Origin of the sequence: Fictibacillus enclensis, assembly GCF_001457035.1 — a bacterium.
GTDB classification, from domain to species: Bacteria; Bacillota; Bacilli; order Bacillales; family Fictibacillaceae; genus Fictibacillus_C; species Fictibacillus_C enclensis.
Map to the genome: position 1 here is coordinate 319094 of NZ_KQ758620.1, position 22937 is coordinate 342030.

General features: G+C 43.9%; 21 protein-coding genes and 3 pseudogenes. 7 read left to right on the plus strand and 17 right to left on the minus strand.

Features of this window, described 5'->3' with window-relative positions:
• Window positions 1-16: 16 nt before the first annotated feature.
• Together AS030_RS19600 and AS030_RS24405 are read right to left on the minus strand one after the other, a co-directional pair.
• Window positions 17-793, minus strand: coding sequence for an SRPBCC domain-containing protein (locus AS030_RS19600; RefSeq protein ID WP_061974837.1), 777 nt, complete (start codon window positions 791-793; stop codon window positions 17-19).
• A gap of 395 nt (window positions 794-1188) precedes the next feature.
• Window positions 1189-1323: pseudogene (locus AS030_RS24405) on the minus strand (tRNA-dihydrouridine synthase); the annotation flags it as partial.
• A gap of 58 nt (window positions 1324-1381) precedes the next feature.
• Between AS030_RS24405 and AS030_RS24410 the strand changes: the two are divergent.
• Window positions 1382-1495 (plus strand): annotated as a pseudogene (locus AS030_RS24410) (tRNA-dihydrouridine synthase); the annotation flags it as partial.
• 122 nt (window positions 1496-1617) lie between these two features.
• On the opposite strand, the pseudogene AS030_RS24925 reads toward AS030_RS24410, so the two are convergent.
• Window positions 1618-1758: pseudogene (locus AS030_RS24925) on the minus strand (NADH-dependent alcohol dehydrogenase); the annotation flags it as partial.
• 169 nt (window positions 1759-1927) lie between these two features.
• On the opposite strand from AS030_RS24925, the gene AS030_RS19605 reads away from it, so the two are divergent.
• A complete protein-coding gene (locus AS030_RS19605) occupies window positions 1928-4390 on the plus strand; it encodes a bifunctional YncE family protein/alkaline phosphatase family protein (RefSeq protein ID WP_061974839.1) in 2463 nt (820 codons plus the stop codon).
• A gap of 65 nt (window positions 4391-4455) precedes the next feature.
• On the opposite strand, the gene AS030_RS19610 is transcribed toward AS030_RS19605, so the two are convergent.
• The 6 genes from AS030_RS19610 to AS030_RS19635 form a co-directional block, all read right to left on the minus strand.
• Window positions 4456-7581 (minus strand): efflux RND transporter permease subunit, encoded by a 3126-nt coding sequence (locus AS030_RS19610; protein WP_061974841.1) that lies wholly within the window; start codon window positions 7579-7581, stop codon window positions 4456-4458.
• A gap of 294 nt (window positions 7582-7875) precedes the next feature.
• Window positions 7876-8850: a tRNA dihydrouridine synthase gene (locus AS030_RS19615; protein ID WP_061974843.1), complete on the minus strand. Its 975-nt coding sequence runs from the start codon at window positions 8848-8850 to the stop codon at window positions 7876-7878.
• Between the two features lie 299 nt (window positions 8851-9149).
• Window positions 9150-9812, minus strand: coding sequence for a Type 1 glutamine amidotransferase-like domain-containing protein (locus tag AS030_RS19620; protein WP_061974845.1), 663 nt, complete (start codon window positions 9810-9812; stop codon window positions 9150-9152).
• 134 nt (window positions 9813-9946) lie between these two features.
• Window positions 9947-10444 carry a P-loop nucleotide/nucleoside kinase family protein gene (locus AS030_RS19625; RefSeq protein ID WP_061974847.1) on the minus strand — a complete coding sequence of 166 codons (498 nt, stop codon included), beginning with the start codon at window positions 10442-10444 and terminating at the stop codon, window positions 9947-9949.
• 449 nt (window positions 10445-10893) lie between these two features.
• Window positions 10894-11802, minus strand: coding sequence for a DMT family transporter (locus tag AS030_RS19630; RefSeq protein ID WP_061974849.1), 909 nt, complete (start codon window positions 11800-11802; stop codon window positions 10894-10896).
• A gap of 49 nt (window positions 11803-11851) precedes the next feature.
• Window positions 11852-12499: a prolyl-tRNA synthetase associated domain-containing protein gene (locus tag AS030_RS19635; RefSeq protein WP_240482417.1), complete on the minus strand. Its 648-nt coding sequence runs from the start codon at window positions 12497-12499 to the stop codon at window positions 11852-11854.
• A 30-nt stretch (window positions 12500-12529) separates the two neighbouring features.
• Between AS030_RS19635 and AS030_RS19640 the strand changes: the two genes are divergently transcribed.
• Window positions 12530-13399, plus strand: a complete 870-nt coding sequence (locus AS030_RS19640) for a LysR family transcriptional regulator (RefSeq protein ID WP_061974853.1) — start codon at window positions 12530-12532, stop codon at window positions 13397-13399.
• Between the two features lie 217 nt (window positions 13400-13616).
• Here the strand turns inward: AS030_RS19640 and rlmD are convergent, their stop codons facing one another.
• The 5 genes from rlmD to AS030_RS19665 all read right to left on the minus strand — a co-directional run bounded on the left by rlmD (window position 13617) and on the right by AS030_RS19665 (window position 17471).
• Window positions 13617-15005 (minus strand): 23S rRNA (uracil(1939)-C(5))-methyltransferase RlmD, encoded by a 1389-nt coding sequence (gene rlmD, locus AS030_RS19645; RefSeq protein ID WP_061974855.1) that lies wholly within the window; start codon window positions 15003-15005, stop codon window positions 13617-13619.
• Between the two features lie 153 nt (window positions 15006-15158).
• Window positions 15159-16079, minus strand: coding sequence for a diacylglycerol kinase (locus AS030_RS19650; protein ID WP_061974857.1), 921 nt, complete (start codon window positions 16077-16079; stop codon window positions 15159-15161).
• Window positions 16080-16227: 148 nt separating this feature from the next.
• Window positions 16228-16542 carry a DMT family transporter gene (locus AS030_RS19655; protein WP_061974859.1) on the minus strand — a complete coding sequence of 105 codons (315 nt, stop codon included), beginning with the start codon at window positions 16540-16542 and terminating at the stop codon, window positions 16228-16230.
• Window positions 16542-16883, minus strand: coding sequence for a DMT family transporter (locus AS030_RS19660; protein WP_061974862.1), 342 nt, complete (start codon window positions 16881-16883; stop codon window positions 16542-16544). The genes AS030_RS19655 and AS030_RS19660 overlap by 1 nt, the downstream gene beginning before the upstream one ends.
• 12 nt (window positions 16884-16895) lie before the next feature.
• Window positions 16896-17471 (minus strand): TetR/AcrR family transcriptional regulator, encoded by a 576-nt coding sequence (locus AS030_RS19665; RefSeq protein WP_061974864.1) that lies wholly within the window; start codon window positions 17469-17471, stop codon window positions 16896-16898.
• A 138-nt stretch (window positions 17472-17609) separates the two neighbouring features.
• Between AS030_RS19665 and AS030_RS19670 the strand changes: the two genes are divergently transcribed.
• The 3 genes from AS030_RS19670 (at window position 17610) to AS030_RS19680 (ending at window position 19063) form a co-directional block, all read left to right on the plus strand.
• Complete coding sequence (locus AS030_RS19670; RefSeq protein WP_061974866.1) at window positions 17610-18104, plus strand: GNAT family N-acetyltransferase; 495 nt, start codon at window positions 17610-17612, stop codon at window positions 18102-18104.
• Complete coding sequence (locus tag AS030_RS19675; protein WP_061974868.1) at window positions 18097-18621, plus strand: HXXEE domain-containing protein; 525 nt, start codon at window positions 18097-18099, stop codon at window positions 18619-18621. Before AS030_RS19670 ends, AS030_RS19675 begins: the two co-directional genes overlap by 8 nt.
• A 112-nt stretch (window positions 18622-18733) precedes the next feature.
• Window positions 18734-19063 carry a DUF1516 family protein gene (locus AS030_RS19680; RefSeq protein WP_074440616.1) on the plus strand — a complete coding sequence of 110 codons (330 nt, stop codon included), beginning with the start codon at window positions 18734-18736 and terminating at the stop codon, window positions 19061-19063.
• Window positions 19064-19111: 48 nt separating this feature from the next.
• Here AS030_RS19680 and AS030_RS19685 read toward each other — a convergent pair whose 3' ends face one another.
• Window positions 19112-19684, minus strand: a complete 573-nt coding sequence (locus AS030_RS19685) for a non-oxidative hydroxyarylic acid decarboxylases subunit B (protein ID WP_061974870.1) — start codon at window positions 19682-19684, stop codon at window positions 19112-19114.
• A gap of 270 nt (window positions 19685-19954) precedes the next feature.
• A complete protein-coding gene (locus tag AS030_RS19690; protein WP_061974872.1) occupies window positions 19955-21400 on the minus strand; it encodes a glycoside hydrolase family 1 protein in 1446 nt (481 codons plus the stop codon).
• 226 nt (window positions 21401-21626) lie between these two features.
• Here AS030_RS19690 and AS030_RS19695 point away from each other — a divergent pair, with 226 nt between their 5' ends.
• Entirely contained in the window at window positions 21627-22355 is a 729-nt protein-coding gene (locus tag AS030_RS19695; protein WP_061974874.1) for a MurR/RpiR family transcriptional regulator, read from the plus strand.
• Between the two features lie 8 nt (window positions 22356-22363).
• On the opposite strand, the gene AS030_RS19700 is transcribed toward AS030_RS19695, so the two are convergent.
• Window positions 22364-22882 carry a histidine phosphatase family protein gene (locus tag AS030_RS19700; protein WP_061974876.1) on the minus strand — a complete coding sequence of 173 codons (519 nt, stop codon included), beginning with the start codon at window positions 22880-22882 and terminating at the stop codon, window positions 22364-22366.
• Between the last annotated feature and the right edge of the window lie 55 nt (window positions 22883-22937).

The following is a 22937-nucleotide window of genomic DNA, read 5'->3' on the forward strand; positions in this document are numbered from 1 at the left end:
TCCAATTATTTCTTCCTCATTTATTTTCAAGATAATTTTTTAGTAAAGTACCAAGAAGATAATTCCATCCATTAGTATGCTCTTGTTCCCAATCCTCTTTAATAATACCTGACGCTGTATGCGAAAGTTGAAGCAGGGTTCCCCCATCCTTCTCAATTAACCGATAAGTATAAGCACTATTTACCGCTCCTTGCATCCCAAGATGACCTTGTAAACGAATTTCTTCAGGGGCATTCACATAATAAACATTTCCCCAAATAGCGCCCTTATTTTCTCCCCATTTTTCAATGAATTGCCCTCCCAGAACGGGGTTAAAAGTCAATTGAGAACTTTGATCCTTTGGAGCTAATCGAAATTCCCACCAATCCTGTACATCTTCCGTTAATGCCTTGTAAACCTTTTCTCTAGGCGCGTTCATAAAAATCTCTTGCTCAATATGAAATTGATTATTATTAGTTGCCATTGTATTTTTCCTCCCTTGTTCTACTGTGGTTTGTAAGTTTATTAATGAACTTGCAGCAGTTTGTACGAATTTTCCTACCCAGCGATTATGCACCTCTTGGAGAGGCACCGCATTAAGAAAGTTTCTTCTATATTTTCCTTCACGCCGAACGATAACCAAATTCCCCTCTTCCAGAATATTCAAGTGTTTCATAATAGAATATCGAGTAACATCAGGAAAAAAATCATTAAGTTCAGTTGTTGTTTTTGGTGATAACTTGAGGAGGTCAAGAATTCCTCTTCGAATTGGATGATCCAAAGCTCTAAAAACGCTGGAAAGCTCTTCTTTCATTTCAGACTCCTCTCACAGAAACAATTGGAAATCTTTCAAGTGACCAAAAGGTAACATTTAATACGTGACCTAATAGTAACATGTAGAGAAAAACTAGTCAATCCTTGTAAAAATATAAAAAGGCAACACTCAAAAGGGATAGTTGCCTTTTACTAAAGCGATAATTTTATTAATTACGGAGGTTTCACAGTCATCGGTTGAAGATTTTTACGATTTCTGCTTACCGTAAAACTATTTTCCCGGCTGCTTCAACATGTCCGGACTGTATGTTGCAACACATGGATATTGGTAATTCTTTAAAAAAACTAACGGAACCAGTGTCAACTGATTCCGTCAGCAAGATTATTTAAGACACCATTTTAGTTGTGCTTTATCATTTTTGGCCGATCATTTAACTAAAATAAATCAGGATTCTTTGAAACAAAGTGATCAAGCAAGGCACGCACTTCGTCTGTTGACTTTGTGTGGAATAATTGATTTCTTAATTCACCTGCTCCTCGGAATCCTTTGACATAGATCTTAAAAAAGCGTGGGTCCCATTAGAAATTGAAAAAGGATGTGTTTGCTTGATCAGTTATATATTGCGATACTAGACTTGGTTTTTCTGAGATAGACGAATGGAAGGATTGGCTGACACACATCTTAAAACAAGACATTGTCAATCTATCCATTCATCTGCGCACAAGAGATGAAATGAGAAGAAGTGTCAGATGTTTTACAAAAAAGATTACGATCTTTCTTTACCTAAGCAGTCCTTGAGCAATTATTAAGCAATAAAAAAACCGGCTTCCATTCCCTCTTTAATGAGAGCCGGTTTTGATTTATTACGATTTCTTCAAAATATTCATCACAGATTCCGGATCAAGCTCTTTGTATGTGCCCACTCCAGGTTTAATGAACGTTTTTTCGACGATGCTTCCGAACTCACTATCGTCAATATCATAATCACGAAGTGTGCTTGGTGCACCGAGAGAGTTCCAGAAACTACGGAGTGCTTGAGCTCCTTCTTCGGTAAGTTCTGTATCACTTTAATGATCAACTTTTACAATTTTTTCACTTCTTTAATATAGTAAATTCACACAGAAGGGTTAAGCTTCTATAGGATTGCAAATTCAAAGATTAGGAGCTAATAGTATGAATTTGATTAGAAAGTATAAGAAGACAATCGCCGGTGTGGCGTTAGCTTCTCTTTTTATAGGGTCGAGCGCATCTGCAGCCTATACCCTTTTGGCTGGACCAAAAGCTGACGGCACTTCTGTTACACCCAGTGGGTGGAAGCTGACTCCGGCGGGAAAACAGGTGAATTTGGGGAGTTTCCCAATTGGCGGTGCCCTTTCGCCGGATGGAAAATATCTCGTCGTCTCGAATGCCGGGGCGGGCACACAGTCCCTGCAAGTGATTGATACCGCAACGAAAACAGTGGTACAGACAATCGCGTATGAATGGCCTGAAGCCTTGTATTTTGGTGTAGCCTTCAGTCCTGACGGCAAAAAAATGTACGCATCTGCCGGCGGCAACAACAAAGTGCGCGTGTTTGATTTCAACAGCGGCAAATTGACGGAAAAAGATCCGATTCTCATGAAGGATGATAAAAACTCGGAATTTTATCCTGCGGGAATTTCGGTAGCACCTGATGGCAAGTCTCTTTATGTGGCAAATAATGTGCATCACTCTGTATCCAAAGTCAATCTTGAAAACAACCAGATCACTGCCACTGCTCCTGTTGGCAAGAGACCATATGCGGCTGAGCTGAGTAAAGATGGAAGCACGCTTTATGTGAGCAATTGGGGAGAAAGCAGCGTTACAGCGTTGAATACGAAGGATATGTCGGTTAAAAAGACCATTCCGGTAGGACTCCATCCAAATGCGATCACCGTGAACCCCGTGAATGGCACCATTTATGCTGCAAACTCAGACAGCGATGACATTTCCATCATTGATGCAAAACAGCTAAAGGCAACGAATAAGGTCTCCCTCGCTCCGTATAAAGGTGCACCCACCGGGAGCCAGCCGGATTCCTTAACCGTAAGCAAAGACGGAAAAACGCTGCTCGCTGCGAACGCAGGCAACAACGATGTTGCGGTAATTGATGTTGCACAGCAAGATCAGGCTCGGGTGAAAGGCTTGATTCCAACCGGCTGGTATCCGACAGGAGTTTACCTTGGCAAGGATGATAAGGAGATTTACGCGATTAATGCGAAGGGACTCGGAGCCGGACCAAATGACAAATCAAAACAATGGCTCGGAAATATGATTAATGGATCGCTGTCCATCCTGAACGTTCCTGATGAGGAGCAGCTGAAGAAGTATTCCGATCAGACGAACAAAAACAACAATGTTTCTCAAGCCTCCAAAAATAGCTGGTGGGATATGAATAAGGATAATAGTGAGGCATTCCCTATTCCCCGCTATCCGGAACAAGGGAAGTCTCCGATCAAGCATGTCATATATGTGATTAAAGAGAATCAAACATACGATCAGGTATTTGGAGACGCAGAGAATACCAATGGCGATCGAAGCTTGGCGATCTATGGCAAGGATGTGACGCCAAACCACCATAAGCTTGCGAAACAGTTTGTGACGCTGGACAATTTTTATGCGGATGCGGAGGTAAGTGCTGACGGCCACAACTGGACGACGCAAGGAAAAGCCAATGATTATGTACAAAAAAACTGGCTGGCCAACTACTCCGGCAAAAACCGCGATTACGACTTTGATGGCGGCGGCGGTGGCAGCCAATTGGATGAAGCTCCTTATACCCGTTCAAAAGAAGGTTATATTTGGGATGTGGCCATGAAAGCAGGTAAGTCGTTTAAAAACTACGGCGAGTTCGCCTACCGGTACGATCCCGAGACGAAAACCTATTTGCCGAACAATCCGGATACGACCGATTTCGGAGGGAACTACGATCCGAACTATCCGAGCTGGGATCTGGACATTTCGGATATTACGCGTTACGACGAATGGAATAAGGAATTCAAACAATATGAACAGAACGGCAATCTCCCTAATTTTGAAACCGTCTATTTGCCGAATGACCACACGGGCGGATCGAAGTGGGGCCCTCAGGAAATCGTTGCCCAGAATGACCATGCCCTAGGAAAGCTGGTTGACACTGTCAGCCATTCGAAGTATTGGAAAGACACGGCGATTTTTGTGGTTGAAGATGATGCCCAGGGCGGTGTTGACCATGTGGATGCCCATCGAAGTGTTGCACTTGCGATAAGCCCGTATACGCAGCTCGGAAAAGTGGACAGCACATTCTATGACACACCGGCCGTACTCCGAACGATGGAGCTGATCCTTGGCTTACAGCCGATGACACAAAACGAATCGGCCGCGATCCCGATGTTCAATTCCTTTACATCGCGCCCAAATTTCGCTCCATATAACTTTAAGGAAACGAAGTATTGGACACAGGATGGCCAGTTGAAAGACACGAACACTGCCACAGCCGGAACTTCAACTTCAGGAGAAAGCCTTTATCCGAAAGATATGGACTTCTCGAAGCCAGATACCGTGGACAGGCAGCGCCTGAACAGGGAAAACTGGAAGAAGATTAAAGGATATTATCCAACCGTAAAGCCTCAAAACTAATAAAAGCACGTAAAAAAAGAGCTGTCCCTCTTTGCTTGTTGGACAGCTCTTTTTTCTGTTCAGTATTATGCCGGCAGCTTCTTTCGTTGGTCCATTTTTGTTTTTTTCGCTTTCGAAAAGAGCCATTGATACATGATAGGTATAACCAGAAGGCTGATGAGCGTTGAACTGATCACCCCTCCGATGACGACGGCTCCCAGCGTTTTTGAAATAATGACATTGCCGCCGCCAGAAAATGCCAATGGGAGAAGAGTGAATATGGTCGCTCCCGCCGTCATCAACACCGGCCTTACTCTTGTTGCCGTTCCTTGCAGAATGGCTTGTTTCGTCTCCAACCCTTCTGCAAGGTTTCGTTCAATTTTATCGACGAGCACAATTCCGTTTGTGACGACGATCCCTCCGAGCATGAGCATGCCGATCAATGCAGCAAGGTTCCATTCCAGCTTAAATATCACCATGCTCCAAACCGAACCGATCAGCGCCAGCGGGATACATAGGATCACAGCAGCCGGCGCGTACCAGCCGCGGAAAACGGCACTGACGATCATGAGGACGAGAAGGACAGAAAGAGAAAGTGCCGCCCCCATCTCCGCTATCATTTGTTTCATCTGTTTTGAGATTCCCCCGACTGAATATTCCATTCCTTCAGGAAGATCGAGGTTGTTCATTGTTTCTTTTACCTGCTTTGTCACCTTGCCGATGTCTCTCGTCACAATATTTCCGGTAACTGCAGTAAACGGGCGTCCATCCTTTTCGCTGATCACCGACTGGGTGTCCATTTTCAAGGTGGTAATTTCCGCAAGGGATACCTTTGAACCGTCCTTTGTCGTGAACATTTCATGGCCAATTTGGGAAAGAATCGTTTTTTGCGGATCCGGATCGTTTTTTTGTATCGGGATTTCTTCAGCGCTGGAATGAATCTCAATCGGTATTTTCTTATCGCCTGCTGACAAGGTCACCTTATCGTCCTGCGGGAGATAGAGATCGATCAGTTTCAGGACATCGTCAACGTTGATGCCCAGCTGCTCGATTTTTGCCTGATTCAGTGACAGCTGATATTTCATCGATTCATCTGAATCACTCGCCGTTCCTTCCACGCTCAGACCTGGAATCATCTGGAGTTTGTTTCGCACCAGAATCGCCGCTTTATTCAAATCCTTGTGATCAGCACCAGTTAAGATGACCTTTAATCTCGAATCGTCCCCCGAAATGGCCTGATTGGAAACGGTATAAACGGCAGATGTTGATAACAAAGTAAACTGCTGCCGCAATTGCTTTATGAAAGCATCCGGATCGGTTTCAGGCTTAATTCCAACAGTAACATTGGCGATGTTATGTTTTTGCATCCACCCTCCGCCTTCATCAAATACATCATCAAACATGGGTGTAAAGTTCGATCCAAGGGTTGAAGAATACGTTTCTACGTTTGAGTTGTTCTTTAAGATCGATTCAACATTTTTTACCTCTGCGTCAACATCAGTAAGCTGTGCGTCCTCGGGAAGTTCAATCTGGATCGCCACGTCCTTCGAATTTCCTCTAGGAAAAAGGTTGACGGGAAGGAAGGCAGCAACGGCAATGGTAATGCTTAAGAGAACAAATGCTGCGCTCACCACCCATTTTTTCTTATGAAAGGCCCATTGCAGAATGTTATGTGCCGGCCTTTCGATCTCAGGTGTCTTGCCCATGTCCTGTTTGCTCCATAGCAGATGAGCCAAAGCTGGAACGACCAGGATGGACACTGCAAGTGATGTGATCAGAGCAATGACAACTGCCCATGCAAATCCTGAAAAAGCGGAACTGATCATCCCCCCGAGGATCGAGATAGGGATGAAAACAGCTACCGTTGTCGCTGTTGATGAAACAATTGCCGGAATCATTTCCACTACCCCATTCGCCAGTTGTGTGAGACGTAACGGTCCACCCACCTTATCCATTCGTTTTCGGTACATATTATCGATGACAACGATTGAATCATCAACTACCCGGCCCATCGCCACAATCAATCCGGATATGGTTAATAGATTCAGACTGATGCCCATCACTTTTAACAGGGTTGTAGCGGTAAGAAGACAGATAGGCAATGACAAGGCAATGATCATTGTGGATCGAATATTCCTGAAAAAGAAGAAGACACATAAAACAGTAAATACAATGCCCAACAATCCTTCTTTAATCAAACCTTGTAACGCGGAGTCAATCTCTTTTCCCTGATCCAATAAAACAGTGAGATCAACCATCTTAGACTTTATTTCCGGAATCATTTCCATCCGCTCGTTAATGCTTTGCGTGACATCCGTAATGTTCGAAGAAGGGGTTTTCAATACGTCCAGCAGGACACTGGGTTCTCCTTTCGTCCGGGTAACGGACTGCAGATCAACCATACTTTTATCGATTTTGGCCACTTCTTTTAAAGCAACAGTTTGGCCATTCTTTGCGGGAATCTTAAGGTTGCTGAGGTCTCTCTTATTCATCGTCCAATCTGTTATTCGAATAGGCAGGATTACTTGCCGGTTTGTTCCATTATTCTCCTTGATCGATCCTTGAGGCCAAATGGGATGAATCGAGGAAAGAGCCTCTTTGATCTCTTTTGCCGTAACACCGTATTTTTCAAGCGCGGCCGGTATTAGTGTCAGCATATAACCATTATTTCCGCCACCTGTGACCCGCACGTCCCGGACACCTGGCACCCGTTTTAGTTCAGTCACTACTTTTTTCCGAATGGAAGAACGAAGCTTGCTTTCATCGATGTTTGTTGAACCGCTTGTCAAACTTAATCGCATCACAGGAAAGGAATTCGTGCTGACCCTTGTGATTAAAGGCTTTTTCACACCTGCCGGAAAGCGAATTTGATCAACAGCCGCTTTTACTTCATTTTCTGCCTTTCTCATATTGGTGTGGCTCGGAAAATAAAAGCTTCCCATCAACCCTCCATCAAACGAGTTCATTTCCATATTATCCAGATTATCAACGGAATGGACCGCCTCTTCCACTTTTGCAGTAACGTTGCGTTTAACCTGATCGGCCTGATATTGGTCTGCCTGGATGGTGACCATCAATGCTGTATTGTTAATCGGCGGCAAGTAATCGCGCTGCATCTGAAAGGCGGATAAACCGCCCCACACCAAGAGGAGAATAACGCATGTTAAAATAAGGACAGACCGTTTCATCGTTCCTTCAATAAATGTATTCATGTGACCCTATTCCTTCCTTTTTCAAGCAAAATTCTTTATATATTAACGTTACTCGTTAATTGTAAAAAAGAAGTTACAGCGTATTAAAGAAACGGAAAGGAAGGTAAATAAATGAATGTGAAAGCACTAACCAGAAGCGTCAAAGAAATTCAGCAGCGTGTTTCCTAAGACCCTGCGACCATGTTGCTCCAACAAAAATAGCAATGCAAAAAGAGCCATTGAAAAAAAGAAACGGAACCAGTGTCAACTGATTCCGTTAGCCATATTTCATTTCTTATAAGCCCGATCATTTAACTAAAATAAATCAGGATTCTTTGAAACAAAGTGATCGAGCAAGGCACGCACTTCGTCTGTTGACTTTGTGTGGAATAATTGATTTCTTAATTCACCTGCTCCTCGGAATCCTTTGACATAGATCTTAAAAAAGCGATGAATAGCTGTGAACGGACGCAGCTCCAATTCGGAGTATTGATCAAGGAGATCAAGATGCAATCTTAAGAGATCCAGCAATTCTTTACTGCTATGCTGTTTCGGCTCCTTTTCAAAAGCAAATGGATTATGGAAAATACCACGGCCAATCATAACCCCATCCACACCATATTGCTCAACGAGCTTCAAGCCCGTTTGACGGTCAGGAATATCCCCATTGATTGTCAAAAGTGTATCAGGGGCCACCTCGTCACGAAGTTTCTTGATCTGCGGGATCAGCTCCCAATGCGCATCTACCTTGCTCATTTCATCCCTTGTGCGCAGATGAATGGATAGATTGACAATGTCTTGTTTCAAGATGTGTGTCAGCCAATCCTTCCATTCGTCTATCTCAGAAAAGCCAAGCCTTGTCTTTACACTTACGGGTAATCCCCCTGCTTTTGCAGCTTGTATTAACTCTGCCGCAACTTCCGGACGACGGATCAGGCCGCTTCCCTTCCCATTCTGTGTCACATTGGGTACAGGACAGCCCATATTGATATCTATCCCCCGAAAGCCCATTTCCGCCATGCCAATGCTCATTTGCCGGAAATTTTCAGGATTATCTCCCCATATGTGGGCTACCATTGGCTGTTCATCCTCAGTAAACGTCAAACGCCCTTTTACACTCCGAATCCCTTCTGGATGACAATAACTTTCACTGTTTGTGAACTCTGTAAAAAAAACATCAGGTCTGCCAGCTTCACTCACTACATGACGAAAAACAACATCCGTCACTTCTTCCATTGGTGCTAATATAAAAAATGGTCGTGGTAAGTCACGCCAAAAATTGTCTTTCATAATTAAAATCCAAATCCTCTCATGATGGGAAACTTCATACTCTTATCCCAAAATTAAAAAGCAAGATGTCCCTGCTTCCTTTACATTTATACCATGCTTAAACCCTTATTATCAAACGGATTCGTTCTACCTCTATTAACCAGTATTCCACTATTTAAGGTAAATTAAGATTTACCAGAAAAAGACCCCGAAATCACAAACGAATTTTCGCGAGATCAGGGCCGGACCACAAGGTTTATTTTATTTAGATAGTTTCAATTCCAAATTCGCCATACACTTCTCGTGCACCATTAGTAAGATCATGGCGTGAACAGTTTCCACTGCCCTTCGGATACCACTTCGACCTCTCCATCAATCACTTTAATGGCGGTTTGATCATCCATTGCATACGCCGGCCCCTGCATCCCGGCTGCCCATTTCTCTGCGTTAGCCATCGTGTTGTACGGCAGCATCTCGTGCTCCAGGTGCGGGAACATGGCAAAATCTACCAGGTTCAACGTTTCATCACCGCCGTTGGGTGGAGTCCAGTTAACAAAGAATTCCCCGATGTTCGGTGCCATCACCATACTCCCAGCACTGAGTCCTACATAAACTGAATCCAGCGACGGCAAGAGTTCTGCAAGTCCAGACTGCTTCATCCAGTAATTCAAATACAGTGGATCACCGCCATCCACTAACAGAACGTCAATCTCCTTCACCATCGGAACCCAATGCTCTTTACCGAGGCTCGGCAGCGCCGATAGTTCCAGCACCCCCATAGACTTCCAGCCCACCTCACACATCGGTGCCCCGGATTGTCCATTCAAGAACTTCCATGCGTTCCACGCCCCTCCGGGTATGGCGTACACCGCAGTAGGTATACAGAGAGCGTTGGACTCCTCAATCGGCTTGCCCAGCATGTCAACCAGTGCATCACGAATGCTTATGTTACTAATGCCCCCAGATGTAAGAAGAAGTTTCATAACCCACAGCTCCTCATCTTTGAGTATTTATGACGTTTAATTCTTCATGCTGTATCTTCATGTTTATATGAGGGGGCAGCAAGAGTCAAGGGAAAAATCCAAAAAGAAAAAAACACCCTGGGTTGTACTCCTTGTTATTCCTTTCCACTAAACTCTAAAATATTTAAACCCTCAGATGCTTCTGGTGCTTCAAAGAAACTAGTTACATGAATAAACACCGTTTCCGTATCAAAAGCTGCTCTTTCGGGTTGTTCGTTACGCCTTTGTGCAATTTGACGTAAGCATTGTTCGTTATTTAGATTTAGGAAAATTAGTTGATGGCTTGCATTAACCTCTGTAGCCATATCCAAAAACCACTTTCGCAGGTTTTGAGTGTTAGCTGGGAAATCCATTACTACATCTGTACCGACACTTAATATGTTTTGGACAAGCTTTTTTACCAAGGGCTTGAGCTGCGGTGAGAATTTTAGATAGTCCTCAAATGATGAGATCTGATTGGGGTAAAGAGACGAAAGCCATTCATCCTCAGACAACAGCACCGCATCTTTATCTATTGCCATTTGTTTTGATTTAGTTGATTTTCCTGCGCCCATTTTTCCACAGAGAAAGTATAGCGTCCCCAATTGTTTCATATTTTTAACCCCCCCATGCTTATTTAGTGGTTACCTTATGACTATTTTATCATTTAATTCCAGAAATTGTTTTTCATTGATGAACATTCTTGGCGCATTTATAGGCTTAATAATTTTTAAATTGTTATTTACGTTTCTAAAGAAAAATAATTTACTTATCAATCAAAAATCAGCATTAATCAATCCTAAAAAAGGACAGACCTCTATTTCTGAGTTTTGTCCTTTTCTCGATCCATGCATTAACTTTGTGGCACTCTTCCACCATTAAAAATATTTTGAACAACCGTTGTGTCTGGACTGTATGTGGCAACACATCGGATGTTGGTGATCATAAAAAACAAACGGATCCAGTGTCACCTGCTTCTGTTGACGATATTTAATTTAAAATTCTGGAGCAATGTCATCTGTTGACTTTGCCGTCATTAATTAATTTCTTAATTCACTTATCTTCACTGCTTTAAACGGTATGCAGCTGTTGTTTTCTTTAATTGATCGGAACAGTTGACTGATCTTATTTCACTAACAAATGTAGAAACTAATAGTAGTAAACCACCAAACATCTGAACAATTGCCATCTTTTCTTGCAGGATTACTACAGAAATTAATATAGCTACAAATGGATCCACATAACTCAGCATAGCTATACTCTGTCCTTTTAAACCCTCCATACCAGAGAAAAATAACCAAAACCCAATCCCGGTATTAATAATCCCTAAAATTAAGATAAAAGGAATGGAAAAGCTTGATACTTCAAAGATACGAAAGCCGGAAGTCATGAAAACATAGGTCATTAAAAGCAAAGTGGTTACTCCCAGCTGAATGATGGTCAACTCTAACTTTCCCATATCTTTAATAAATTTATTTAGAAGCAATAACGCAGCATAAAATCCAGCTGCGATTAATCCAAGCAAAAGTCCAAGAAAATCATCTGTGCTGGATGCTTTTAGGCCAACTCCTACAATCATTAACATTCCTATGATTGCTCCACCAATACACACAATTTTCTTGATAGATAATGGTTCCCCAAGTACAAATGGTGAAAGAACCATCACAAAAACAGGTGCAAAGTAATAACCTAGCGTTGCATTAGCAATTGTTGTATGGTCATAAGATTGATAAAGAAAAATCCAATTACCTCCCAATGCTATGCTTGAAAGGATCAAAATTAAAGCATTTGATCTAACTGAATTCCATGATATTTTTTTCTTAGTTGCGAAGAATATTAACAATAAAAATAAGCAGCCTATGGAACTGCTTAGTAAAGCTCTCTCGCTCGAAGTTAGATCAATGTTTCGTGCAACTAAACCAATTGTACCGAAAATAACCATTGATAATATAAACTGAATTTTAGATTTCATCATTTACTCCTACGGATCCACGAAACAGCTTATCTTCGCAGATGCTTAATTAGTTTATATTTTGCATTTCGATTACTTTCGGAATGTGCTTTGCATAGGTTAGGAAGTTATTGACGATGAGCTCAGTTTTAACCTTCATATATCCGGTGGTCGTTCCATCACTACATCCATACCACTCTTCTAAAAGAACATCCTTATCGAAAACCACTTGCACAAGATTTTTCTTGTCCATTAAAACACTGAATACAGTAGCTGCTCCAATTTTCACGCCAAGAATTTGTTCCATTAGTTCCGCAGGAGCAAAAGAAACACGTGATATGCCGAGCGTATTGCTGAAATTCTTTGCTTTGAACAGTTTATCTGCGGTGGTTATATATAAATAAAATTCAGTTTTTTTACTATTACAGAGAAACAGCGTTTTTACCATTTTCATATTCAATTTGTGATTAATCTCAATGCAGTCCTCCATTGAAATGGCTTCATCTGTATTCACACGCTCAAATGGAATCTGTAACTCTGCCAATGATTCATAGACCTTTTCTTGAAGATAAGAAATGTAGCTGTCCGGTGCTTTTCCCATAATATCACTCACAAAAAACATCGTTATATACCACTCCTTTCCAACTTGAATAATGAATAGCAATAATGTATCATACTCACATCCATTACAAAAACGAATGTTTATCATGATGTCCATGATAAAACCAGATGGAATGAGGAAAGAGCTATGAATATCCAAAAATATATGGCATTTGTCAAAGCAGTAGAATTGGGCAGTTTTACAAAAGCTGCCGAAATATTGGACTATTCACAGTCCGGGATTAGCCGTATGATTAATGATTTAGAAAAGGAATGGGGGGTTTTTCTTTTTGAAAGAGGACGTACGGGTATCAATTTAACCTCAGAGGGTTTAAAATTATTGCCACAATTAAAGAGAATTTGCAATGAATACGAAATCTTAATGAAGCAAATTGGCGACTTGAATAATTTGCAATCCGGTATCATTCGCATTGGGACATTTTCCAGCGTAGCCTCTCATTGGCTTCCTAACATTATTAATATTTTCAAGAAGGATTACCCAATGATTGATTTTGAATTTCTGCTTGGTGATTACACGGAAATTGAAAGCTGGATCCTTAATGGACGTGTTGACTTTGGATTTGTGCGGCTGCCGACAACAGTAGAACTTGAAACTGTATTTTTGGAACAAGACCGTTTGCTGGTAGTGATCCCACACGATCATCCTCTTTCTAATTGCGAAAAGTTTCCCATCAACGGCTTACTAACCAGTCCATTTATGCTATTGGAAAAGGGAGCGAAAACAGAGATTTCCGAAATTTTCGAGAGACACCAAATCGCACCGCATGTTAATTTTACAACATGGGATGACTATGCCATTATGTCTATGGTGGAAAATGGGCTGGGAATCAGTATATTACCAGAATTGATATTACAGCGTATTCCCCACAAAATTATTGCTAAAGAGCTTGAAGTTCCTGCTTTTAGAAATATTGGTGTTGCTATGAGGGAACAAAAATCCCTTTCCCTTGCGTCCAAGAAATTTTTAGAATATTTATCATATAGGAACAGAGAGTAAATGAGTATGATGATTCAAAAACCAATGTGCATATGAATTTTGTTCTCTTTCTTGGAGATGAGCTAAAAGATGTCCCCAAACTCAAGGAACTCCCCCAAGTTCCTCATTCTCATTCATTAGTTGATAAAGGTACCTGTGGACAAGACGGCAGCATTTGTATCCAATACAGCTTCGTTAATCCATTTCAAGAAACATAAAAAGGCAACACCCATAAGGGTTAGTTGCCTTCCTTTAAAATGAGTTGCGCGACACACTCCACATGCGTCGTCTGCGGAAACATATCCACCGGCTGCACTTCAAGCGTCTTAAATCCGCCATCTTCCAAAATTCTTAAATCCCTTGCCAGCGTAGACGGATTACAGCTTACATAGACTACGCGCTTTGGCTGCATTTCAATAATGGTTTGGAGCAGGGATTCATCACAGCCTTTGCGAGGCGGGTCGACGACAATGACATCTGGCATGATGCCTTGCTCTTTCCATTTTGGAATGACGACTTCGGATTCCCCCACGGCGAACTCCGCGTTATCGAGGCCATTCAGTTCAGCATTTCGTCTCGCGTCTTCAATCGCCTCCGGCACGATTTCCACGCCGTATACCTTTTTCGCTTTTTGCGCCAGGAATAGAGAAATCGTTCCAATGCCGCAATAGGCATCAATGACGGTTTCGTCTCCTGTCAGCTCCGCATATTTCAGGGCCTGATCATAAAGGACCTTCGTTTGCTGGGGGTTGATCTGGTAGAACGAACGGGCCGAGATGGCGAATTGGATGTCACCGATATAGTCGTAAATGTATTCCGAGCCCCAGAGAACCTTCGTTTCGTCGCCAAAAATAACATTGGTTTTCTTCGTGTTGATGTTTTGCACGACCGACTTGAGCTGCGGAAGATCGTCCACGATGTCTTCCACGATTTTTTTACGGTTCGGCAAATCCTTTCCATTGGTCACGAGAACGATCATGAGCTCGTTTGTCGTTTTGCCGAAGCGGGCGATCACATGGCGGACCATGCCTTTATGACGCGTTTCATCGTACGGCGTGATGCCATATTTGTTCAGAATCTTTTTAACTACCTGAATGGCTTCATCAGCCGTATCACCTGTGATGATGCAGGTGTCCATTTCCACAATTTCATGGCTGCGCTTTTGGTAGAACCCCGTGATGAGACGGCCTTCTCGCTCACCGACAGGCACCTGGGCTTTGTTTCGGTAACGCCACGGCTCGTCCCCCATGCCAAGTGTCGGAAGCACCGGGACATTTTCTATCTTACCGATGCGCTGGAGCACATCTTTCACCTGCTTGCGCTTGAACTCCAACTGTCCCGGATAGGACAAGTGCTGAATCTGGCAGCCGCCGCAGCCTTTTTTATAAACCGGGCATGGCGGATCCACCCGATCCGGACTTTCTTCTATGACTTCCATCAACCTGCCGAAGCCGTATCCTTTTTTCACACCGACCACCTTGACCATCGCACGCTCGCCCGGCAGGCCGTTTGGAACAAACAGCGGAAATCCTTCTACCTTCGCCACACCGGAACCGTCATGGGTCAGGTCGGAGAATTCCACTTCATAGATTTCATTTTTTGAGACCGGCGCATTCGCCTTTGCCATTGTACATCGTTCCTTTATCTTCAGTTCTTTCCTGATTGTAGCATACCTGGCTCTTCTTAAACGATCGTTTAAATGAAACGTTTGTTTAACTTACTCTCAAGTATACCCTTATGCCTTATATGGTAACGGGCAAAAAGAAAAGATGAGACCCTCTTATAGAGTCCCATCCTCTGCAATTTGCACACGTTCTTTTGGCACGAGCATTTGGAAGTGATGGCGAAGGTTAACGAATTCGCCCGGCAGAAGTCCTCCGAATTCACCATCCAGGTTGAGCTGCATTTTATCGGTTGGCCGAACCTTGACCCGGTTTGCTTTTGTGTAGATAACATGGTCGTCATTCACGTGCTCACCGCGCAGGGCAAGGGTTGCAATACGAACAAATTCAGCCAGGTTCGTTTTCTTCAAAATGATAAGATCAAACATGCCGTCATTGAATTCGGACGTTGGCGCAAGTTTTTCAAAACCGCCAATGGAGTTTGTATTGGCCACGAGAAACAGCATGATTTCACCCTGAAACAGCTTACCGTCATACTCGATTTCAACGTAGGTTGGACGGATGGATGGCAGCATCTCAATGCCTTTTAAGAAATACGCGAGCTGGCCAATCATCGTCTTCAGCTTGCTTGGCACTTCATACGTCAGCTCGGTAATGCGGCCGCCGCCGGCAATGTTGATAAAGAACTTATCGTTTACTTTTCCGATATCCACAGGAATCTCTGCACCCTGGCAGAGAACGTCGCATGCGCCTTCAATCGTACGCGGAACACCCAGCGCACGGGCAAAGTCATTCGTCGTTCCAGCCGGAATAATGCCCAGCTTCGGACGCTCTTCCAGGTCCGCTAGACCGTTGACCACCTCATAGATCGTACCGTCACCGCCAGCGGCAATGACAAGGTCAAATCCGCGCTCACCGGCAAGCCTGGCCGCTTTTGTGGCAGAGCCTTCCTCGGCTGTCGTGGCATGGGTGGACGTTTCATAGCCTGCAATTTCCAAACGTTCTAAAATATACGGAAGCTGTTTTTTGATCGCTTCTCTTCCGGATGTGGGATTGTATATAAGTCGAGCACGTTTCATAGTTTCACCTGATTTGTTTTTTCTAATGATTTGTTTATTAACATGATATGCCTGAACTAGAAAAAACAGCCCATACTTGGACTGCTTAATACCATCTCTTATTATAGTGATTCACCTTCAAAAAAGCAAAACCGAAAATAGGAAATATTTATGAAATAACTTTCAGCCCAATAGCTGCAGCAACGACCATCGCCATGAATAAAATCCGCTTCCAGTCCCGGGATTCTCCGTAGAAAAACATGCCGACGAGCACTCCGCCAACTGTGCCGATCCCTGTCCAGACCGCATAGGCCGTTCCCATGGACAGGCTTTGCATCGCCAGGGAAAGAAACGAGAAGCTGCACACGAAGCCGAGAATCAGAACGAGAATGGACACGAAGTTTTTCTTTCTGGAAATCCGGTTCATCCCGATCACGCCGAGCACTTCAAACGATCCGGCAATAATGACATAGAGCCAGCCCATTACACTTCACTCCCTTTTGCTTCAGGTTCTCCGGTGACGGCTTTTAAGCCCATCACTCCGACAAGCAACAGCGCGATCAGTGAAACCTTCGCCCAGCTGAACGGCACACCAAAGAACAGCATTTCTGCCAGCACGGTTCCCGCTGTCCCGAGACCGGTAAATACGGCATAAACCGTTCCGACCGGCAATTTATTTAAACAGGGAATCAATAGAAAGAAGCTGACAACAATCACAAGGCCGGTTGCCGTCCACTCCAGCGGTGTGTCCGCATGCTTCAGTCCGCTCACCCAGAGCACTTCAAGCAATCCTCCCATTATCACCAAAAACCAATATCGATTCATTTCCTTCACCTCTTAGTTGAATAACGCACGTTCATACATATACCACGACGACTGCAGCCGCTCTTCAGCCCGGTCGCTTCCGCCGTACAGCATCTCAACAAACACACCATCTAAAAGCGCAATATACGCTTTTGCGGCCTGTTTGATGTCCAGGTTTTGCATTTCGGGATGCTGTGCCTTCGCTTCCACAAACTCCTGAAGCAGTAAGTCTTCCATCTGATCCAGATAGCGGTATACGTATTCAGTGATCTGCTGCTGCAAATGTTCTGGCGGAAAAAATGACGTCCGGAGCCAGAACTTAGCCCGTTCATCTTGTTCGTAGCTTTCCTTTTGCAGCTTCAGGTAACCATACAGCTTTTCCTTAAAGGATTGGCCGCCCTTTTTTATATAATCGACCGCCTGCTTCCACTCGTTCTGAACCGCTTCTTCGGTTACAGCCAAAAACAATTCATCCTTGTTTTTAAAATGAGCATAGATGGAGGGTTTCTTGATTCCCACATCGGCCGCAATCATGGCGAGCGATGCCCCGCTGTATCCGTGATTGGCAAAATGAGTCAGCGCCGCGGCTTTAATTTTATCTGCTGTCACATTTAACACCTACCTATCGATCGTTAGGTAAAATTTTCTCACAAACCTTCATTGGTGTCAAAGGAATCGGCTTCAGGAAGGTTTTTACAAAGTAAGATAGAACATAAAGAAGGGAACTTATTAAAGGAGAGAAAAATAATGACCACTATACATCTTACCTATCGCTTTTCCAACCGCTATGACTTCCCGCAATTGACGGAACTTGAAAACTTAGTTTGGAACACAGATAACACACCGGCAGAGATCCGCTACACCTCTACCGAAGAATATGCACAGCACTGTCCGGAAGGCAGCCAGCTTCTGGCCCTCTCCGGTGACCGGGTGTGCGGAGCCTTTTCCTACCGCATCCCTACGCACCTTGAGAGCAACCAGCATGTCGCGGAATTGGCTCTTGCTATCCATCCGGACTTTCAGGGCCAGGGCGTGGCCCAGGCCCTGATGAAAGAAGGCGAAGAATGGATGAAGCGCCTTGGCAAAACCAAGCTTTCGCTTCGGGTCATGGCCACCAACCCACGAGCGATCCGTTTTTATGAAAAATGCGGATTTATCCGCCAGGGAGTACTGGTGAACGAATTTCGCATTAACGGACAATATGTGGATGACATCATGATGTATAAAATGCTCGATGACTAGGGCAGAACTGAATGTACAGCCTCCCGGAGCGGAAAAGAATCTGTTGCTGAAGCTGCTCTGGCTGTATCCTGTTGTGTTTCTTCTTCATGATGCTGAGGAAATTCTCTGGATTAAACCATTTCTCAATGCACATAAAAACGAGGCCCCTTTCAACAGGCTGCCGGTCGACCGCATTACTACGGGAACGTTTGCGGCCAGTGTGGGATTGATTTTCCTTGTGATTTTGGCACTGTGCTTATATATCAGCAAAAACATAGGGGAACGACGGCCCGTTTTCCGGCTGCTCGCTGCCGTACTGTTTATGAATGGAATCGCCCATGTGCTGCAGGCGATTTATTTTACCGGATACACACCCGGTGTGGTATCTTCAGTGCTTTTGATTTTTCCATATGCCTATTTCGTGTGGAAAAAAGATTCCGTAAAGGGCCGGATACTCGCGAAGTATCTCCTGGCGGGTTTTGTCGTTCAGATTCCGCTCGCGCTTGGTGCCGTCATTGCCGGCACGCTGCTTTTCTAATCGTGAACAATTTGCGGATGTTGAAGGCTTCCCCTTGTTTTAACAATAGGTAACCGATACTATTAATATGTGAAAAGGCACTTATTTGTTTTTTGAAAAGGAGGAAATTTCGTTGTTCAATATTTTGTTGCAATCACATTCAGGCTCATGGGCAATTCTGGTCATCTTATTTTTGATTACATATTTCACAAGACAAAAAGTGACGCTCATGCTACAGCGCCTCTTTTACCTCATCATGATCGTGACCGGCGTGGGGATGCTCGTACAGCTTCACTTCCCGCTTCATTACGTGTTAAAAGGAATCCTCGCCATTGTGCTGATCGGCGTCATGGAAATGATGGTTGCCCGCAAACGCAAAGGCAATCCGATGGCAGCGATGTGGATCGTCCTAATCATCCTGCTCGTGCTCGTTCTATTGCTTGCCTATAACGTTATTGGATAATCACAAAAAAATCCGGCTTCCTCTTAATAGAGGGCCGGATTTTTTTGTTTACTTTTGTGATTTGTTTATACCGTCCCATCTTTTTGCATCCGACATATGAATGCCAAACTGATCCAATGCCCGGTATACAATATGATTCACTACATCATCAATTGTTTCTGGATGGTTATAAAATGCAGGCATTGGCGGGAAAATGATGGTTCCCATACGTGATAGGGCCAGCATATTTTCAAGATGAATATCGTTAAGAGGCATCTCGCGCGTTAACAATAACAGCTTTTTTCGCTCCTTTAAAATGACGTCGGCTGCACGCGTGACCAGGTTATCTGCTAGTCCCATACGGATTGACGCTAATGTTTTCATACTGCAAGGCGCCACAATCATCCCATCCACTTGAAAGGAACCACTGGAAATTTTGGCTCCCAGATCTTTATATGAATACGTATAATCCGCCAGCTTCTCCACTTCCTGCGGTGTATACGGCGTTTCTACCTTGATCGTCGCAGCTGCCCATGAAGACATAACCAAATGTGTTTCGACTTCTGTATCTTTAAGAAGCTCCAAGAGCCGGATTCCAAAAATGGCTCCTGTCGCTCCGGACATTCCCACAATTATCTTCATCTATCGTTCTCCTTCTTCGATCAACGAGTCTATATATACCTTATCATAATGATTATACACACAGGCTTATTATAGTCATAATTGCGGGCAAATGACACCCCATACTCCCACTCCACCTATCTCACCCAGAAAAAGCCCCTCTAAAACCACAAAAAACGAGCGCATACAGCGCCCCTTTTTCAAATATAAGCCAAAATCGGAAACTTGCTGTTACTGGCCACAATTCCATATTTACTGGCTGAAATCGAAACTTTACTGGCCAGCCTCCCTCTATTTGGAATCCAGTCGCTCCCCATTAGAGGCGATCACATCTTTATACCAGAAGAATGACTTCTTCTTTTTCCGTTCAAGGGTTCCGCTGCCGTCGTCCTGCTTGTCGACGTAAATCATTCCGTACCGCTTGGAAAACTCGCCGGAGGACGCACTCACCAGGTCGATGCAGCCCCAGCTCGTATAGCCCATAACCTCGGCACCGTCTTCAATTGCTTCTCCCATCGCTTTGATGTGTTCCCGCAGGTAGTCGATGCGGTAGTCATCTTGGATGGAGCCGTCTTCTTCCACCTTGTCATAGGCACCCAAGCCGTTTTCCACAACGAACAGAGGAACCTGGTAGCGGTCATAGAGTTTGTTCAGACTGATGCGAAGTCCTTCAGGGTCGATCTCCCATCCCCAGTCACTCGCTTTCAGGAATGGGTTTTTCACGCCGCCAATGATGTTTCCTTCTGATGATTCCCCTCCGGTCTTCTCTTTCTTTTCCGTGCGGGACATGTAATAGCTGAAACCAATATAGTCCACGGTCCCTTCTTTTATGAGCTCAAGGTCGCCTTCCTGGATGTCCAGCTCGATGCCGTGTTCTTTAAAATAGCGCTTCATGTAGGAGGGATATTCCCCGCGTACCTGAACGTCTGCACAGAAGTAGTTAAACAAACGCTCTTCCTCACAGGCATACATCACATTTTCCGGGTTGCTGTCATAGGAATAGACCGGTGCAAATAAGATCATGTTGCCGATTTTGGCCTCCGGAATGATTTCGTGGCAGGCTTTAACCGCAATCGCACTCGCCACAAACTGATGATGAAACGCCTGGAATGTCGGCTGGTATTTGTCCTCTTCCTTTTGAATCGCGAAACCCAGTCCCTGGATTGGCATGAACAGGCCGCTGTTGATTTCATTAAACGTCATCCAGTACTTCACTTTATTTTTATACCGGTTGAAAATGGCATTTACGTACCTCTCAAAGAAAGTGACGACTTGCCGGTTTCTCCAGCCGCCGTATTCAGTTACGAGATGAAGCGGCATCTCATAATGCGAGATGGTGACAACGGGTTCAATCCCATGCTTATGAAGCTCATCAAACACATGGTCATAGAACGCCAATCCTTCCTCATTTGGCTCAAACTCATTACCGTTTGGAAAAATGCGGGTCCAGGCAATCGACAGACGGAATACCTTGAAACCCATCTCGGCAAACAGCGCAATATCTTCCTTATAACGATGATAAAAATCAATCGCCTCATGGTTCGGATAGCTGTATTTATCCTGATGAACCTTGAAATCAAAACCGGGATTAAGCAAAATATCATACCGCTCTTTTCCGCCCGGAAGAACGTCCGCAATATTTAACCCTTTTCCGCCTTCACCAAAACCGCCTTCAATCTGATTCGCAGCTGTTGCTCCTCCCCATAAAAAACCTTCACGAAACGTGTATGTTTTCAAATGGATGACCTCCATATCTATGGTTAACACTTGTTATGATGTGTTTTTTGCAGTCTTCAATACGCTTTATTAAAATCGTAACGTGATACGGCATGAAAATAAACGGGTGTTGGGAATTTGGTTTTGTTTCACACGGAGAGTCACTTGTGACCAGAATGTCACACAGTGTTACATAAGAAGCTATTGTGGTAGGATGTGGATAAAGGACATAAGGAGATTGGAAGCCATGTTATTTTCAAACGAAATGATTGCTTCGTTTAATGAGCTGGAAATGGCTCTGTATAACTATATTTCTCAGCAGAGCGAAAAAGTGGTGTATATGCGAATCCGTGAGCTCGCCGATGAAACGCATGTCTCGACCGCCACTATTCTTCGCTTTTGCAAAAAATTAAACTGTGCCGGTTTTTCCGAGTTCAAAGTTAAGCTGAAAATGGAGCTGGACCAGACGAAAGCAACGAGGATCAACAGTCCGCAGCAATCCGTGGTGGAGTTTTTCGAGCGCACATTAAAGGGAGATCTCGATGAGAAAATAAAAGAGGCGGCAGAACTCGTGCTCGAGGCAGCTAATGTGATATTCATCGGAATCGGAAGTTCGGGTATTCTTGCCGAATACGGTGCACGCTACTTCTCCAGCCTGGGGAAATTTTCACTATACATCAAGGATCCCCACTTTCCCATTCATTCGAAACTTACAGCTAACAGTGTAGCCATCGCCCTTTCCGTTTCTGGAGAGAACCCGTTTACGGTCACTCATCTTCACCAGTTGAAGCAAGAAGGCAGCAAAATCATCAGTATTACCAATCAAAAGCTCTCAACCGTGGCCAAACTCTCAGACCTCAACATTCCGTATTATGTCACCGAGGAATTTGTGGAGCAGTCCAATGTTACTACACAAGTGCCGGTGATCTATATCCTTGAATCGATCGCCCGCGAAATCCATAAACAGATCACATAAAAACAGCCTTACAAACCTTGCAAATGTGAAGTGTTGTTTGCAAATTTAATAATCTTCTTGTCTCGGTAATAATCAAGAAAGTGAATCCCCGTATAGTCCGTGTGAAACCATATATTATTTTCGATGGGCAAGTCCAGAAAGCTTTCAATAATTTGAGTAATCATGCCGCCATGTGTAACTATCGCAATTCGGCCGAAATCCTCGCTATTCAATTTAATAGAGGCTAAAACCTCTTGACCACGCTTTCTGAATGCCAATCTATTTTCCGTCTCCTGCATTTCAGTTAGGTCTTCTAAATATTCCACTGAACACGAAGTGGTCTGAGATAACATTTCTGCTGCTTGTCTTGCGCGCCTCAGCGTACTGCTCCATATGAATTGCGGAGGAAAATCGTTTAACACCCTTTTGGCCATTTTCTGTACTTGTAAGACTCCCCTTTCGGTTAACGGTAAATCCGTGGAACCCACATAACCCTCATCTAAAAAGTCATCTTCAGCTTCCCCATGGCGAATTAATAGAATTTGCATAAGAGGCCTCCCTTTTCACCTACTAGGTTCTCTAACTATGGAAAGAAACCTTTTT

Coding starts and splice junctions, on each gene's coding strand:
- AS030_RS19685 (WP_061974870.1), bottom strand. CDS start 19,684: ATGAAGATAATTGTGGGAATGTCCGGAGCGACAGGAGCCATTTTTGGA.
- AS030_RS19605 (WP_061974839.1), top strand. CDS start 1,928: ATGAATTTGATTAGAAAGTATAAGAAGACAATCGCCGGTGTGGCGTTA.
- AS030_RS19600 (WP_061974837.1), bottom strand. CDS start 793: ATGAAAGAAGAGCTTTCCAGCGTTTTTAGAGCTTTGGATCATCCAATT.
- AS030_RS19615 (WP_061974843.1), bottom strand. CDS start 8,850: ATGAAAGACAATTTTTGGCGTGACTTACCACGACCATTTTTTATATTA.
- AS030_RS19635 (WP_240482417.1), bottom strand. CDS start 12,499: ATGGACATCATGATAAACATTCGTTTTTGTAATGGATGTGAGTATGAT.
- AS030_RS19675 (WP_061974868.1), top strand. CDS start 18,097: ATGACTAGGGCAGAACTGAATGTACAGCCTCCCGGAGCGGAAAAGAAT.
- AS030_RS19650 (WP_061974857.1), bottom strand. CDS start 16,079: ATGAAACGTGCTCGACTTATATACAATCCCACATCCGGAAGAGAAGCG.
- AS030_RS19670 (WP_061974866.1), top strand. CDS start 17,610: ATGACCACTATACATCTTACCTATCGCTTTTCCAACCGCTATGACTTC.
- AS030_RS19625 (WP_061974847.1), bottom strand. CDS start 10,444: ATGAAACAATTGGGGACGCTATACTTTCTCTGTGGAAAAATGGGCGCA.
- AS030_RS19620 (WP_061974845.1), bottom strand. CDS start 9,812: ATGAAACTTCTTCTTACATCTGGGGGCATTAGTAACATAAGCATTCGT.
- rlmD (WP_061974855.1), bottom strand. CDS start 15,005: ATGGCAAAGGCGAATGCGCCGGTCTCAAAAAATGAAATCTATGAAGTG.
- AS030_RS19610 (WP_061974841.1), bottom strand. CDS start 7,581: ATGAATACATTTATTGAAGGAACGATGAAACGGTCTGTCCTTATTTTA.
- AS030_RS19695 (WP_061974874.1), top strand. CDS start 21,627: ATGTTATTTTCAAACGAAATGATTGCTTCGTTTAATGAGCTGGAAATG.
- AS030_RS19700 (WP_061974876.1), bottom strand. CDS start 22,882: ATGCAAATTCTATTAATTCGCCATGGGGAAGCTGAAGATGACTTTTTA.
- AS030_RS19630 (WP_061974849.1), bottom strand. CDS start 11,802: ATGAAATCTAAAATTCAGTTTATATTATCAATGGTTATTTTCGGTACA.
- AS030_RS19655 (WP_061974859.1), bottom strand. CDS start 16,542: ATGGGCTGGCTCTATGTCATTATTGCCGGATCGTTTGAAGTGCTCGGC.
- AS030_RS19660 (WP_061974862.1), bottom strand. CDS start 16,883: ATGAATCGATATTGGTTTTTGGTGATAATGGGAGGATTGCTTGAAGTG.
- AS030_RS19640 (WP_061974853.1), top strand. CDS start 12,530: ATGAATATCCAAAAATATATGGCATTTGTCAAAGCAGTAGAATTGGGC.